The sequence below is a fragment of the Nocardioides sp. Bht2 genome (assembly GCF_047308515.1).
GTDB lineage: Bacteria > Actinomycetota > Actinomycetes > Propionibacteriales > Nocardioidaceae > Nocardioides.
Genome location: NZ_JBLBWI010000001.1, coordinates 411,046 through 424,221 on the forward strand (window position 1 = coordinate 411,046; position 13,176 = coordinate 424,221).

Sequence of the window (13,176 nt, forward strand, 5' to 3'; positions counted from 1 at the left end):
TACACACGCCTTCCGGAAAGCAAAAATCGGGCGTCCACTCACGGTTTCAGAGGGGGTCTCCAGCCTGGATCGGCGCGAAGTCGACGGCCTCCTCGAGCTCGAAAGCCAACTCCAGCAAGGTCGCTTCGTTGCCCTGCTTGGCCGCGAACATCATCCCCAGGGGCATCCCCTGGGCGTCGCGCGCCAACGGCAGCGAGATCGCCGGATCGCCGGTGGCGTTCTGCAGCGGCGTGAACGCCACCCAGTCGAGCAGGCGGTCCATGATCACCTCGAACGGCTGGGTCGGATCCAGGTGGCCGATCTTGGGCGTCGAGTGGGCCAGCGTGGGCGTGAGCACCACGTCGTAGCCCGAGAAGAACTTCGCGGAGGTCCGCTTCGAGGCGGCCATCCGGGCAGTCGCCAACGGCAACCGGTGCAGGTTCCGGCGACAGTGCGACGCCAGACCCAGGGTGAGGTTGTCGAGTCTGCTCGCATCGAATGTCGGGCCGTAGGTGCGCTTCCCCATCTGCACGCTGAACAGGCTGAGCAGCGACCAGTAGAGCAGGAAGTCGTCGGCGAAGGTGTCCGGTACCGGAGGCGCGACCACCTCCACCCGGTGCCCCATCTGCTCCAGCAGTTTGCCCACGCCGTGCGTGAGCTCCGCGACCTCGGGGGCGGCGTCGCGACCCACCGACTCGGTGACCAGGGCGATCCGCAACCGCCTGCGCCCCGGCCCGGAGATCTCGCCGATCGGCGGAAGCTTGAGGTTGCGGTAGACCTTCTCCGCCTCCCGGTAGAACGCGGCGGTGTCGCGCACCGTTCGGGTGACGACGCCGTCCGCGACGATCCGCACCGGCATCTCTCGGAGCATCTTGTCCTGCGCGAGGCGCCCCCGGGTCGGCTTCAGACCCACCAGCCCGTTGACGGCGGCCGGGATCCGGATCGAACCGCCGCCGTCGTTGGCGTGAGCCAAGGGCAATGCACCTGCGGCCACCAGGGCCGCAGCACCCGACGACGACGCACCGGCGGTGTGCTCCAGATTCCACGGGTTGCGCACCGGGCCCAGCCTCGGGTGTTCAGCAGAAGCGCTGAAGCCGAACTCCGACAGCTGCGACTTGCCCAACACGACCAGACCGGTGGCTCGGTACATCCGGGCGAAGTCGCCGTCCGCCTCGGCCGGCGCGCCGACCCACGCGTCCCCGCCCTGCTGCGTGGGCAGACCCGCGACGTCCGAGTTGTCCTTGACCAAGGTCGGGACACCGGAGAAATAGCCGGGGCGCGGCGCGGCGGCCTCCGCGCGCGCCGCGTCGTAGGCACGGACCGCTACCGCGCCCAACTCGTCGCCGACGGCGTCGATACGGGCGATCGCCGCCTCGACGACCTCACTCGACGACACGGCGCCGGACCGGATGCGTTCCACGATTCCTACGGCGTCGAGCTCACCCAGAGCGTCGTCGCCGAATGCATGCAGAGGTGACATGTGCCACACGTTACCCGTGAGTCACCAAGCCTGTGTCAGATTGCGAGCAGCCGGTCGACGGCCGCCACGATCTCCTCCGGGTCGAGGTGGATGTCGGCCTGGATCTTGTTCATCGCGCTGCCGGGGCCGTGCGCCGCGACATCGCCGCCCACCAGGTAACTGTGCTGGGCGCCCGGAATGCTCTGGCTGATCGCCCAGAAACAGGCCTTCACGAACTCGGCCGGGAAGAGTTCCAGCACCCGTACCCCGGGGCTGGCGAAGACCAGGTTGGTCAGCGCCGCCCCATGCGGCGCCACGACGACCTCGGCCGCCGCGAAGGTGTCGATCTGTTCCTGGATCGAGAGACCGCCCGGCTCGACGCAGACGAAGCCGCGCTCGGCGAGCAACGGCAGCAACTCCGCTTCGCGGACCAGCCGTCGGCTGTTCGGAACCTGGCCGCGGGTGACGTAGATCCGGCGCGGGCGCCCGGAGAGGTCACCGGCCGGGAGTCGTTCCCGTAGCCAGGTGACGGTCGCCGTCGGCGCGACCTCCTTCGGGTTCGGCAGCGACGGCACCAGGAGGCGTTCGGCCTGCACCGCACTGTGCTTGCGGGCCGGGATGAGCTTGTGTTGGTCGAGCCCGGTCATCGCCAGCAGCGTCTGCTGCCACCCGGTGTCGGAAGGCACGTAGAGCCCGTCGAGCTCGACGTCGCCCAAGGAGTCACGCAGTACCCCGTAGCGGGGCAGCACGTCGAGCAGGAAGTGGTAGTAGTTGTAACTCCCGCCGCGGGTCGCCAGCACCGCCAGGGTCCCGTCGAACTCCTCCACCTGCGGGAGCCGCGGGCGCAGGTAGAGCGGGTGCTCGCGCCAGCTCTCGATCCCGAAATACTCACTGGTCTCGAAGTCGAGCGTGCCCTGAGCGGTGATCACCGCACCGTAGTCGCCCAGGGCGATGCCCCGCGGCACCGACAGGGTGAACCGCGGCGCGACGTCGAAGCTCGTCGCCTCGTCGAAGATCCAGTGCGCCGGCGGCGTTCCCTGGGCCAAAGGGCGGCGCAGGAGCTCGCCAGCGTCCGCCGTCGTCAGGGTGACCTCAGGCTCGCGCTGAGCGGTCTGCGCCGATCGGCTGGTGGCCCGGCGCGGCAACGCTCGATCGCCGGCGAAGCGGGAACTCTGCCTGCCGACGAGTCCGAGCAGGAAGGAAGCGAGCCGGTGCAGCCGTTTGACCAACGGCCACGCCGGCTGCAGCCGACTCGGCAGTCGGGTCATCGAGAGATGGCGGCGCGGGCGAGCCACGCCATGCCGAGCCGCGGACCGAACTCCTCACGCTGGAGGACCTGCAGGCCGGCGCTGGTGAAGAAGTCCTCGAGCTCCGCCCAGGAGTGGCCGGGAAGGTCGTGGTACTCCAGCACCACGCGCTGCACGCCGGCCCAGTCGGCGGGGTCGGAGCCGAGCACCATGTCGTACTCGCCGCCCTCGGTGTCGATCTTGACCAGGTCGGCCGTACGGCCGGACGCCGTCAACGCCTCTGCCATCGAGACGCTGCGGACCCGGACCGTGTCGGCGGCACCGTCGAGGTGGAGGACGCCGTTGTGGCCGCTGCCAGCTCCGTTGTCCGCGATCTCCAACTCGCCGGCGACGGCCTGGACCGCGAGGTTGTTGACGCTGACCCGGGCCTGGAGTTGGTTGTCGTCGACGTTGCGACTCAAGAACTCCGAGGTGGACGGGGACGCCTCGTAGGAGAAGACCCGGGCGCCCGGCAGCCGGGTCGCCACCGAGACGGTGAAACAGCCGACGTGGGCGCCTACGTCCAGCACCACGGGCTCGTCGCCCAGCCCGCGCAGGAACCAGTCGAGCTGGTACTCGTCCTCGACGAAGATCTCGTAGACAGGAACTCGCGCGCCGGGACGGTTCGGCACGGTGATCGCCCCACCGGAACGCGGCCGGAAGGTGATCGTCTCCGGTTTGCCGGTGGTGCCTTGGCGCGCCAGGTCGACCAGCAGGCGCGGGCCGTTGTCGAAACTGCCGAGGGTCTGACGCACACGCCGTGCGGCCAGCGGAACACTACGGATCATCTGTTGGCTCTCCTGGGGGATACAGCTCACGAGGGCCGCGGCAGCGGCGCCCGTTTGTTGCCCGAGCGGTGGTCCAACGATCCGCTGTTCGCGGGGTCACGGCTTGAGAGCCGGCACCTGCGCAGTGCGTCGGGCCAGGTACTGCTCGTCTTCTTCGACACCGGTACGCAGTCGCTCGAGGTCGACCCGGACCATGTCGCTGATCAGTTCGGCGAAGCCGCAGTGCGCCTCCCAACCGAGCTCGACCTGCGCCCGCGAAGCGTTGCCCAGCAAGGCGTCCGCCTGGGTCGAGGACCACATCTGGGGTTCGAGCTTCAGGTAGGGCGAGGGGTCGTCGATGCCGACCGAGCTGAACGCGACCTCGATCATGTCGCGCAGGGTGTGGCTGACGCCGGTCGCGAAGACATAGTCCATCGGTCGATCGTGGGTCAGGCTGCGCCGGATCCCTTCGACGACGTCGACGGCGGCGCCCCAGTCACGGTGGACGTCGAGATCGCCGAGGGTGACGGTCGGCGAGAGCCCGCAGGCAGCCTCGGCTGCAGCGCGCACGATCTTCCCGGCGACGAACTGCTGGCCACGGAACGGGCTCTCGTGATTGAAGAGAATTCCGTTACAGGCAAAGAGATCGTACTTCTCGCGGTAGCTGATCAACAGCTGGTGCGCGGCACTCTTCGCCACTGCGTACGGCGTCCGCGGCCGGTGCGGCGTCTCTTCGTCGAGCGCCCCGGAGACCTCCGAGCCGAACATCTCAGCGCTGGAGGCCTGGAAGAACCTGACCTCACGGCCGGTGGCGTCGCGATGGCGCAGCAGGGTCTCCAACATGCTGGCGACCACGGTGGCGTTCGTGTGCAGCACCAGAGCCGGGTCGCCCCAGCTGCGCCCGACCGAGCTGAACCCGGCGAGGTTGAAGACGGCGTCAGGGCGGTGCCGATCGACCAGCTCCGCGAACACCGCGATGTCGCCCAGGTCGGCGGCGACGAGCTCCACCCCGTCGAGATAGGGCTTCAACCGGGCGGACGAGCCACTACCGGGCCGCGTCGTGCCCAGCACCCGCCAACCGCGCGCCAACAGATCTCGGGCCAGATACATGCCATCCTGGCCCGCCACTCCGGTGACGATTGCGGTCTTCATGGGCTACCTCTGTCGGGCCGCTCCGGGATCGGAACGGCGCAGTGTTGGTGGTAGCCGAGAAACGAATGGGGCGCCCGATAGTCACGCCGGCGGGCGCGCCGACCGGGGCGAGGCCGACTGTCAGCCGCCAGCGAAGGGTGGCAGGAACTCGACCGAGTCCCCCGCGCGGACCTGGTGTTCCAAGGCCGCGTCACCGTTGACCGGACGGTCGTTGACCAGCACCGAGCAGAGGCCGAGGACGGCGTCGGCGTCGGGGTGCCGGGCGACGACGAGGCTCCTCAGTTCCGCCAGGGTGAGCGGCTCGATGGCCGGGAAGTCGTCGTCGTGGCGTCCGGTCGCAGCGCGGGCCGCCGCCCAGTACCGAACAGTGATAGAGGTCCCAGAATCGGGCGTCGAGGTCGTCAGAGGTTCCACAACCGATATTCTTCTCCAACGCAACCGCAACCGCTAGGCGGCGAGAGGAGGGCAGATGAGTACTCTGCTGCTTCTCACCAGCGCCCTACAGCCGTCGGCCGAGGTGCTGCCCGGACTCGGACTTCTGAACCACCAGGTCAAGATCCTGCCTGCCGAGGGCAGCGCACTGCTCGAAGCTCCGGAGACCGACCTCATCCTGGTCGACGGACGCCAGGACCTCGCTCAGGCCCGGGATCTGTGTCGACTGATCCGGACGACCGGCTCACCGTCGCCGGTGCTGCTGATCATCACCGAGGGCGGACTCGGCGTCGTCTCCGCCGACTGGGGCATGGACGACATCCTGCTCAACACGTGTGGCCCCGGCGAGTTGGAGGCCCGGCTCCGCCTGAGCATCGGGCGGATCGCGGCACAGCGTGACGCCGCCGACCCGGACTCGCACGTGATCCGCAGTGGCGAGGTGGTGGTCGACGACGCCACCTACACCGCACGCCTCGGTGGTCGACCGCTCGACCTCACCTTCAAGGAGTTCGAACTCCTCAAGTACCTCGCCCAGCACCCGGGGCGGGTCTTCTCGCGCCAGCAGCTGCTGCAGGAGGTCTGGGGCTACGACTACTTCGGTGGTACCCGCACCGTCGACGTCCACGTGCGGCGCCTACGTGCCAAGTTGGGCCCGGAGAACGAGACCCTGATCGGCACCGTTCGCAACGTCGGCTACCGGTTCGTCCTGCCGAAGGACGCGGCCAACGCCGACGAGGCCAGCGAGATCGACGCCTAAGCCTGACGCTGTCCGTTGGTCGAGCCTGTAGAGACCAGACACCCGTTGGTCGAGCCAGTCGAGACCAGACCGATCTCGACAGGCTCGATCTCCGAACATCGAGACCAGACCGATCTCGACAAGCTCGATCTCCGGAAACGAGACCACACACCCGTTGGTCGAGCCTGCCGAGACCACACCGATCTCGCCAGCTCGATCTCCGGAAGTCGAGACCCCCGCTGGGTCAGCGGCGGTACTGGACGTGCGTGTCAGCGGCGACGTGGGTGAAGCCCAGCGACTCGTAGAGCCGGCGAGCGGGTGTGTTGTCGCTCTCCACGTAGAGGATCACCTCGCCGTCCGCGTCGAGCACGCCGGCCAGGTGCCGGAGCCCGGCGATGGTCAACGCCTTGCCGAGGCCGCGGCCCTGCGCGGCGGGGTCCGTCCCGACCACGTAGACCTCGCCGACCTCCGGACTGTGCTGCTTGGTCCAGTGGAAGCCGAGCATCCGCTCGCCGTCGGCGACGACCAGCAGGCCGGCCGGGTCGAACCACGGCTCCGACATCCGCTCGGCGAGGTTGTCGGCGTCCATCGCCCCCTGTTCCGGGTGGCTGGCGAACGCCTCGGCGTTGACCCGGAGGAGTTCGTCGCGGTCCGCGTCGGTGTAGGCCCGGATCCCGATCTCACCCGAGAGCGCGGGTTCCGCCCCGACCGGACGGCGCATCACCCACAGTTCACGAGCGCGGGCGAACCCGAACCGCTGCGCCAACGCCGCAGCGGCCGGGTGATCGCCGTGCGACCAAGCAGTACGTGCCTCCTCGACGGCGGCGCTCGCCAGAGCGGTGCCGAGGCCCGAGCCGCGGTGCTCGGGAGCAACCGCCAGCTCGAGGCCGCCGTCATGCAGGAGCGCGAAGCCGGCCCGATCGGCCAGCCAGAGACGAGATCCGGTGAGTCCTCGGTTCTTGAGTCGCAGCACCGCCGCTTCGTCGAGCGGCGAGTGGCCGTCCACCTCGCGGCAGGCGCGGACCAGGTCGATCACCTGGTCGCGTACTTCGATGTCCCAAGCCCGAATCTCGTCAATCACACCGACCAGTCTCTCAAACGTCGGTGATCCGGACGCCTGCGTGTGCCTTGTAGCGACGGTTCATGCTGATCAGGTTGGCGGTCAGCGCCTCGACCTGGTGCGCGTTGCGCAGCCGGCCACCGTAGATGCCGCGGACGCCGGGGATGGTGTCGGCGAGCGCCTGGACGGTGTCGGTCGCCTCGCGGTCGTCGCCAAGGACGAGCACGTCGGTGCCGAGGTCGGTGACCTCCGGGTCCTCCAGCAGCACGGCGGAGACGTTGTGGAAGGCACCCACCACGCGGCTCTCGGGCAGGAGACCGGCAGCCTGCTGGGTGGCGGAGCCCTCGGCGACCTCGAGTGCGTAGGCACCCTGCTTGTCGAACCCGAGCGGGTTCACGCAGTCGACGACGATCTTGCCGGCCAGCTCGGTGGCGAGGCTGGCGACGAGCTCGCCGTGACCGTCCCATGGAACGACGACGAGGACGATGTCGCCCTGGGCCGCCGCGCCCGAGTTGTCGGCGCCGGTCACGGTGCCACCGGTGACCTCGGCGAGCTCGGCGGCAGCCGCCTCAGCCTTCTCGGCGCCACGGCTGCCGATGACCACGCTCAGACCGGCCTGCGCGAAACGACGGGCAAGACCGCGTCCCTGGGGGCCGGTGCCTCCCAGCACGGCGATGGTCTGCGACTTCAGGTCAATCTCGGTCATCTTGGGGGGCTCCTCATGAGTTTCTTGCCGGACGACCGCGTGCTGCGACGTCCACAGGTCCGCTTGCAGGATGACAGAAAGCCGATGGCGGTCGGTCAGCTGCCCGGAGGCTGGGACCATTTCGCCGCCACCGGCCTCACCTCGATCAAGCCCCGCCAACGACCGTTCAAGGACGCCCGGCACCGCTGGTAGCGGCGACGACGTCCAGGTCGGCGCACGTGCAAAGCGAAGACGGCGCCGCCCCTCGCGGGGTGACGCCGTCTCAGCAGAGAGTGCGAGCGATCAGATGGCCTCGATGACCACGGCGCCGCCCTGGCCGCCGGCAGCACACATCGAGGCAACGGCGATGCCGCCGCCACGACGCTTGAGCTCGTGCGCGAGGGTGGCGACCATACGGCCACCCGAAGCGGAGATCGGGTGACCCAGCGAGCAGCCGGAGCCCCACGGGTTGACCTTCTCCTCATCGATGCCCAGCTCCTTGACCGCGGCGATCGGCACGGAGGCGAACGCCTCGTTGATCTCCCACAGGTCGACGTCGGAGACGCTCAGGCCGGCCCGCTTGAGCACGTGCGGGATGGCGTCGACGCCACCGACGCCACACAGGTGCGGCTGCACGCCGACGGCGCCCCAGGCGCGGATCCGGGCCAGCGGGGTCAGGCCGCGCTCGGCAGCCAGTTCGTCGCTGACGATCGCGAGCGCGGAGGCCGCGTCGTTGACGCCCGACGAGTTACCGGCGGTGATGGTGAAGCCCTCGATGTCACGGACGCCCTTGAGGCCGGCCAGCTTCTCCAGGGAGCCGCCGCGACGCGGGTGCTCGTCGACCGAGAAGTCGACGATCTCACCCTCCAGGCGAGCCTTCACCGGAACGATCTCGTCGAGGAACTGACCGGCGTCGATCGCGGCGATGGCGCGCTGGTGCGAGCGGAAGGCCCACGCGTCCATCTCCTCGCGGGTGATGCCGCGCTCCTTGGCGATGTTGAAGCCGACGTTGACCAGGACGTCGTCGGTGGCGCGGCCGTACTCCTCGGTCTCGTAGTACGGGAAGGACGGGCGCATGCCCTCCTTGATCGAGCCGTCAGCGAGCTTGGAGGTCATCGCCGGCGAGGTCGAGTAGGAGTGGGTGCCACCAGCGATGATGGCGGTCTCCATGCCCGAGCGGATGTGCGCGGCGGCGTTACCGATCGCGGTCAGCGAGCCGGCGCACCAGCGCTGAACGGCCTGGCCGGGGACCTGGATCATGCCGTTGGCAACAGCGGCGTAGCGCGCGATGTCGCCGCCACCGGCGGTCGACTCGGCGAGGATGACGTCGCCGAAGTCCTCAGCGTTCAGGCCGGAGCGCTTGACCGCTTCGCCGACGACGACCGTCGCCAGCTCCTCGGCCAGCGTCTCGCGCAGCGTGCCCTTGTAGGACGTACCGATCGGGGTACGCACGGCGCTCACGATCACTGCTTCGGGCATGTTCATCTCCTCGAAAAAAGCTTCATGGTGTTACCTGAGGCGGCACTCCCGCGCCCGCCCTCACGTCGTCCCAGCATTGGAACAGGTTTCACAGAATCCCACAGCCGAAGTCCCACGTGATGCGCAGCACCCACCTTGTGGACACCCGCCGAAATCCGATCGTCCCCAACGTGGTGGTTGCGGCACACGGCGTGTCGGCAACCAGAACGTTGGGGACGATCCGGCGGAGCTGGGCGGAACGAGATGGAACGGCTCGAAGGCGCGTCACTCAGGAGAGGACGAGCCTTTCCGCAGGATGGGCGACGGCGGTCGCGCCCTCGACGATGTCGAGCCAGACGTTGCGGCCTACGGTCAGCCCCAGACTGCGCGCCTGGGTCCGGGTCAGGGTGGCGGCGACGGTCTGCCCGTCGGTGGTGAGCACGGTGGCGCGCACCTCGTAGCCGATCCGCAGCAACCTGCTGACCTGACCTTCGACCGACGCCGGCCCGACGGGCGCGGTGGTGATCTCGATGTCGTGCGGTCGCACCAACTGCCCCGACAACGTGGTCACCTCCCCCAGGAAGGACATCACGAAGTCGTTGGCCGGCTCGTCGTAGAGCTGGTCGGGAGTTCCCACCTGCTCGACGCGACCCTCGTTGATCACCACGATCTCGTCGGCGACCTCCAGGGCCTCCTCCTGATCGTGGGTCACGAAGACGGTGGTCACATGGACCTCGTCGTGCAACCGGCGCAGCCAGTCGCGCAGCTCCTTACGCACCTTGGCGTCGAGGGCCCCGAACGGCTCGTCCAGGAGCAGCACGGTCGGCTCGACGGCGAGTGCTCGCGCCAGCGCCAACCGCTGTCGCTGGCCACCGGACAGCTGGGAGGGCAGCCGCTTGGCGAACTGCTCCAGATGGACCAGCTTGAGCAGCTCGTGGACCCGCTCCGCCACCTCGGCCTTGGGACGCTTGCGGATCTCCAGACCGAAGGCCACGTTCTTGGCCACCGTCATGTGCTTGAAGACCGCGTAGTGCTGGAAGACGAAGCCCACGTTCCGCTTCTGCGGCGGCAGCGAGGTCGCGTCCACACCTTCGATGCTGACCGAGCCGGAGTCGGCGGTGTCGAGCCCGGCGATGATCCGCAGCAGCGTCGACTTGCCGCCGCCGGACGGCCCGAGCAGCGCCGTCAGTTGGCCCGAAGGCAGCGATACGTTGACGTCGTCGAGTGCGACGAAGTCCCCGAAGGTCTTGTTGATTCCTTTGACTTCAATACTCATGTGCGGTCCTCCGGACGGCGGATGAACGTCACCACGACCAACGCCAGGATCGCCGCGAGCACCAGCACGAAGGCTGCTGCATAGGCCGACGACTCGGCGTAGTTGGTGTACTGACGCTGAATGAGGAGGGTGGCGGTCTCGCCACGGAACTGGGCGCCGGGGCTGACGATCTTGACGGCACCGAACTCGCCGAGCGACCGGGCCAGGCTGAGCACCACGCCGTAGGCGATCGCCCACTTGATGCTGGGCAGGGTGATCCTGCGGAAGGTCTGCCAGGCGTTGGCACCCAGGCTGTGCGCGGCCACCTCGGCGTCGGTGCCGATCTCCTCGAGCACCGGGATGATCTCGCGGATCACCAGCGGCAGGCTGACGAAGGCGGTCGCCATGATCATGCCGGGCGTCGAGCCGATGATGAAGATGCCCAGCCCTTCGAGGCTCTCCCCGAACCAGCCCGATCCGCTGGAGTAGGCGAGCACCAGAGCCAGACCCACCACCACCGGCGAGACGGACATCGGTAGATCGACCAGGACCGAGAGCAGTCGGCGTCCGGGGAACTCGTAACGCACCAGGAGCAACGAGATCCCGAGGCCGAAGACCAGGTTGATCAGCACGGCCCAGAAGGCGCAGGTGACGGTCAGCCCGAAGGCGTATGTCATCGCGGGGTCCTGCAACCGGTCGAGGAAGGCGCCGAGGCCACCCGCCTCTCCAGGCTCGGTGGGCGCGAAGGTGAGCTTCACCAACTCGCTGACCGGCCAGATGACCAGGGCGAAGAGGTACACGATCACGAAGGTCCGCAGTAGATAGGTGACGGGGCCCTTCTGTGCGCGGACGGTCTTGAGGTCAGGCACGGCGCGCCACCCTTCTGGAGATGACGTCGAGCGCGACGATCACCGCGATGGCCACCAGCAACAACAGGACGGCGACAGCGGCGGCACCCGCTTGGTTGTCGCTCTCCAGGAACTGGAGGATCTTCAACGACGCCATCTCGGTGCGGTACGGCGTGTTGCCGGAGATCAGCACCAGGGAACCGAACTCGGAGATAGCCCGGGCGAAGCCCAGCGACGAGCCGGCGGTGATCGCGGGAACCAGGCTGGGCAGGATCACCCGACGGAAGGTGGTCAGCCGCGAGGCGCCCAGGGAGGCGGCAGCCTCCTCGGCTTCGGCCTCCAACTCCATCAGCACCGGCTGCACCGTGCGGACCACGAAGGGCAGCGTCACGAAGAGCAGCGCGAGGAAGATGCCGACGCGCGTGTTGACGATGTTGTAGCCGACTGCACTGTCCTGCCCGTAGACGCTCAGCAGAACCAGGCCCGCCACGATCGTCGGCAGCGCGAAAGGAATGTCGATGACGACGTCGAAGATCCGCTTGCCGACGAACTGGTCACGGACCAGCACCCAGGCAACGATCGTGCCGACCACGGCGTTGACGACGGTGACCAGCAGTGCGAGCACGACGGTCAGCCGAAGCGCGGCGAAGGTCTCCGGTTCGGTGAGCGTGTCGAAGAACGCGCCCCATCCGCCGGCCGCTGCGGCGCCGACGACGGCGGCCAGGGGAAGCAGCACCAGGATGCTGAACCACAGGACGCCGAGACCGAGGCCGATCCCCGAGGCCGCCGAGAGCCGGAACAGCCCACTGGAGGGCCTCCGCTTGCGCGTGGGCCCTCCGGCGGGTTCTGCAAGTAGCTGTGTCACTTCTTCTTGGCTTCTGCAGCCAACTGGTCGTAGCGGAGCTTCTCGCCGTCCTTACCGAACCACTCGCTGGTGACCTTCTTCCAGCCACCGAGCTTCTCGATGGTGCCGAGGTCGGTCGGGACCGGGAACGGGTTGCTCGGGTCGTTGGCGCCCTCGACCTGGATACCGGAGATGTCGAGTCCACCGACCGGGCGGAAGCCCTTCTTCACGAACTCGGTCTGCCCCTCGTCACTGAGCACGAAGTCCAGCCAGTCGTTGGCGATGTCGTCGGCCTTCTTCAGGACGGCACCCGGGTTCTCGATCAGGAAGGACTGCTCGGGCACGATGTAGTCGAACTCCTTGCCCTGCTGGCGGGCCAGGATCGCCTCGTTCTCATAGGTGATCAGGACGTTGCCCTGACCGTTCTCGAAGGCCTCGGTGGCCTCCCGACCGCTGGTCGCCCAGGCGCCGACGTTCGCGAAGACCTTCTTGAGGTAGTCGTCGGCCTGGTCCTCGGTGAAGCCCTGGGACTTGGCGTAGCTGTAGAGGGCGAGCACGTTCCAGCGCGCCGCACCCGACGATGCCGGGTCAGCGGTAACGACCTTGACGTCCTTGCGGGTCAGATCGGCCCAACCCTTGATTCCGTCGGGGTTGCCCTTGGGCACCACGATGACGGCGATCGAGGAGGAGACGATGCCCTTGTTGGGGCCGGCGTTCCAGTCGTCGGCGATCAGTCCGCCGTCGACCAGACGGGTGACGTCGCCTTCCAGCGAGAAGTGCACGTAGTCGACGTTCTTACCTTTGGTGTCGAGCACCTTGCGGCTCTGGTCGCCGGAGGCGCCATAGGAGCCGGAGAGCTTGGAACCTTCGCCTGCATCGGTCTGCGCGAACTTCGCCGCGATGGCGTCGTTCGCAGCCTCGGGGACTGCGAAGCCGACCAGGTTGATCGTCTTGTCGTCGTCGCTACCGCCAGCACTGCTGCAGGCGGACAAGGTCAGCGCACCAAAGAGCGATGCCACCACAACTGCCTTGAGCTTCCTGTTCATGACCACTCTTTCCCACCCTCGACGGAGGGCGTATCTCGTTAATGTCGAGCAGATTAGCTGACTTTATCGAAAAGCGCGTCATTGATCCAGGTGTGGCAGTGGTCACATCGCCGAGTTGTCCGCATCGCGCACCCCGCCGAGCGCAATGCCGCGAACGGGTCCAGAATGG

Annotated in this window: 14 protein-coding genes; 2 read left to right on the top strand and 12 right to left on the bottom strand. The window is 68.0% G+C overall.

Features of this window, described 5'->3' with window-relative positions:
* Window positions 1-46: 46 nt before the first annotated feature.
* The 5 genes from ACLM5J_RS02020 to ACLM5J_RS02040 all read right to left on the bottom strand — a co-directional run bounded on the left by ACLM5J_RS02020 (window position 47) and on the right by ACLM5J_RS02040 (window position 5,057).
* Complete coding sequence (locus ACLM5J_RS02020; RefSeq protein WP_413654332.1) at window positions 47-1,459, bottom strand: amidase; 1,413 nt, start codon at window positions 1,457-1,459, stop codon at window positions 47-49.
* A 35-nt stretch (window positions 1,460-1,494) separates the two neighbouring features.
* Window positions 1,495-2,706 (bottom strand): glycosyltransferase family 61 protein, encoded by a 1,212-nt coding sequence (locus ACLM5J_RS02025; protein ID WP_413654333.1) that lies wholly within the window; start codon window positions 2,704-2,706, stop codon window positions 1,495-1,497.
* Window positions 2,703-3,512, bottom strand: a complete 810-nt coding sequence (locus ACLM5J_RS02030) for an FkbM family methyltransferase (RefSeq protein ID WP_413654334.1) — start codon at window positions 3,510-3,512, stop codon at window positions 2,703-2,705. The genes ACLM5J_RS02025 and ACLM5J_RS02030 overlap by 4 nt, the downstream gene beginning before the upstream one ends.
* A 96-nt stretch (window positions 3,513-3,608) precedes the next feature.
* Entirely contained in the window at window positions 3,609-4,643 is a 1,035-nt protein-coding gene (locus ACLM5J_RS02035; RefSeq protein WP_413654335.1) for a GDP-mannose 4,6-dehydratase, read from the bottom strand.
* A gap of 120 nt (window positions 4,644-4,763) precedes the next feature.
* Entirely contained in the window at window positions 4,764-5,057 is a 294-nt protein-coding gene (locus tag ACLM5J_RS02040; protein ID WP_413654336.1) for a MoaD/ThiS family protein, read from the bottom strand.
* 55 nt (window positions 5,058-5,112) lie between these two features.
* Between ACLM5J_RS02040 and ACLM5J_RS02045 the strand changes: the two genes are divergently transcribed.
* Window positions 5,113-5,832 (top strand): winged helix-turn-helix transcriptional regulator, encoded by a 720-nt coding sequence (locus ACLM5J_RS02045; protein ID WP_413654337.1) that lies wholly within the window; start codon window positions 5,113-5,115, stop codon window positions 5,830-5,832.
* Between the two features lie 223 nt (window positions 5,833-6,055).
* On the opposite strand, the gene mshD is transcribed toward ACLM5J_RS02045, so the two are convergent.
* Window positions 6,056-6,892 carry a mycothiol synthase gene (mshD, locus tag ACLM5J_RS02050; protein ID WP_413654338.1) on the bottom strand — a complete coding sequence of 279 codons (837 nt, stop codon included), beginning with the start codon at window positions 6,890-6,892 and terminating at the stop codon, window positions 6,056-6,058.
* A gap of 13 nt (window positions 6,893-6,905) precedes the next feature.
* Entirely contained in the window at window positions 6,906-7,577 is a 672-nt protein-coding gene (gene npdG, locus ACLM5J_RS02055) for an NADPH-dependent F420 reductase (RefSeq protein ID WP_413654339.1), read from the bottom strand.
* Between the two features lie 15 nt (window positions 7,578-7,592).
* On the opposite strand from npdG, the gene ACLM5J_RS02060 reads away from it, so the two are divergent.
* Window positions 7,593-7,769 carry a hypothetical protein gene (locus ACLM5J_RS02060; RefSeq protein WP_413654340.1) on the top strand — a complete coding sequence of 59 codons (177 nt, stop codon included), beginning with the start codon at window positions 7,593-7,595 and terminating at the stop codon, window positions 7,767-7,769.
* A gap of 90 nt (window positions 7,770-7,859) precedes the next feature.
* Here the strand turns inward: ACLM5J_RS02060 and ACLM5J_RS02065 are convergent, their stop codons facing one another.
* The 5 genes from ACLM5J_RS02065 to ACLM5J_RS02085 form a co-directional block, all read right to left on the bottom strand.
* The gene (locus tag ACLM5J_RS02065) at window positions 7,860-9,035 is read right to left on the bottom strand and encodes a thiolase family protein (RefSeq protein WP_413654341.1); all 1,176 of its coding nucleotides are present in this window, start codon (window positions 9,033-9,035) and stop codon (window positions 7,860-7,862) included.
* 268 nt (window positions 9,036-9,303) lie between these two features.
* Window positions 9,304-10,290 carry a sulfate/molybdate ABC transporter ATP-binding protein gene (locus ACLM5J_RS02070; RefSeq protein WP_413654342.1) on the bottom strand — a complete coding sequence of 329 codons (987 nt, stop codon included), beginning with the start codon at window positions 10,288-10,290 and terminating at the stop codon, window positions 9,304-9,306.
* Window positions 10,287-11,138: a sulfate ABC transporter permease subunit gene (locus ACLM5J_RS02075; RefSeq protein ID WP_413654343.1), complete on the bottom strand. Its 852-nt coding sequence runs from the start codon at window positions 11,136-11,138 to the stop codon at window positions 10,287-10,289. The genes ACLM5J_RS02070 and ACLM5J_RS02075 overlap by 4 nt, the downstream gene beginning before the upstream one ends.
* Window positions 11,131-11,982, bottom strand: a complete 852-nt coding sequence (gene cysT / locus ACLM5J_RS02080) for a sulfate ABC transporter permease subunit CysT (protein WP_413654344.1) — start codon at window positions 11,980-11,982, stop codon at window positions 11,131-11,133. Before cysT ends, ACLM5J_RS02075 begins: the two co-directional genes overlap by 8 nt.
* Entirely contained in the window at window positions 11,979-13,007 is a 1,029-nt protein-coding gene (locus tag ACLM5J_RS02085) for an extracellular solute-binding protein (protein WP_413654345.1), read from the bottom strand. Before ACLM5J_RS02085 ends, cysT begins: the two co-directional genes overlap by 4 nt.
* Window positions 13,008-13,176 lie beyond the last annotated feature (169 nt).

Bases quoted from the DNA above. Each gene is read 5' to 3' on its own strand.
- ACLM5J_RS02020 (WP_413654332.1), bottom strand. From the start codon at position 1,459: ATGTCACCTCTGCATGCATTCGGCGACGACGCTCTGGGTGAGCTCGAC.
- ACLM5J_RS02025 (WP_413654333.1), bottom strand. From the start codon at position 2,706: ATGACCCGACTGCCGAGTCGGCTGCAGCCGGCGTGGCCGTTGGTCAAA.
- ACLM5J_RS02030 (WP_413654334.1), bottom strand. From the start codon at position 3,512: ATGATCCGTAGTGTTCCGCTGGCCGCACGGCGTGTGCGTCAGACCCTC.
- ACLM5J_RS02035 (WP_413654335.1), bottom strand. From the start codon at position 4,643: ATGAAGACCGCAATCGTCACCGGAGTGGCGGGCCAGGATGGCATGTAT.
- ACLM5J_RS02045 (WP_413654337.1), top strand. From the start codon at position 5,113: ATGAGTACTCTGCTGCTTCTCACCAGCGCCCTACAGCCGTCGGCCGAG.
- npdG (WP_413654339.1), bottom strand. From the start codon at position 7,577: ATGACCGAGATTGACCTGAAGTCGCAGACCATCGCCGTGCTGGGAGGC.
- ACLM5J_RS02060 (WP_413654340.1), top strand. From the start codon at position 7,593: ATGAGTTTCTTGCCGGACGACCGCGTGCTGCGACGTCCACAGGTCCGC.
- ACLM5J_RS02065 (WP_413654341.1), bottom strand. From the start codon at position 9,035: ATGCCCGAAGCAGTGATCGTGAGCGCCGTGCGTACCCCGATCGGTACG.
- ACLM5J_RS02070 (WP_413654342.1), bottom strand. From the start codon at position 10,290: ATGAGTATTGAAGTCAAAGGAATCAACAAGACCTTCGGGGACTTCGTC.
- ACLM5J_RS02085 (WP_413654345.1), bottom strand. From the start codon at position 13,007: ATGAACAGGAAGCTCAAGGCAGTTGTGGTGGCATCGCTCTTTGGTGCG.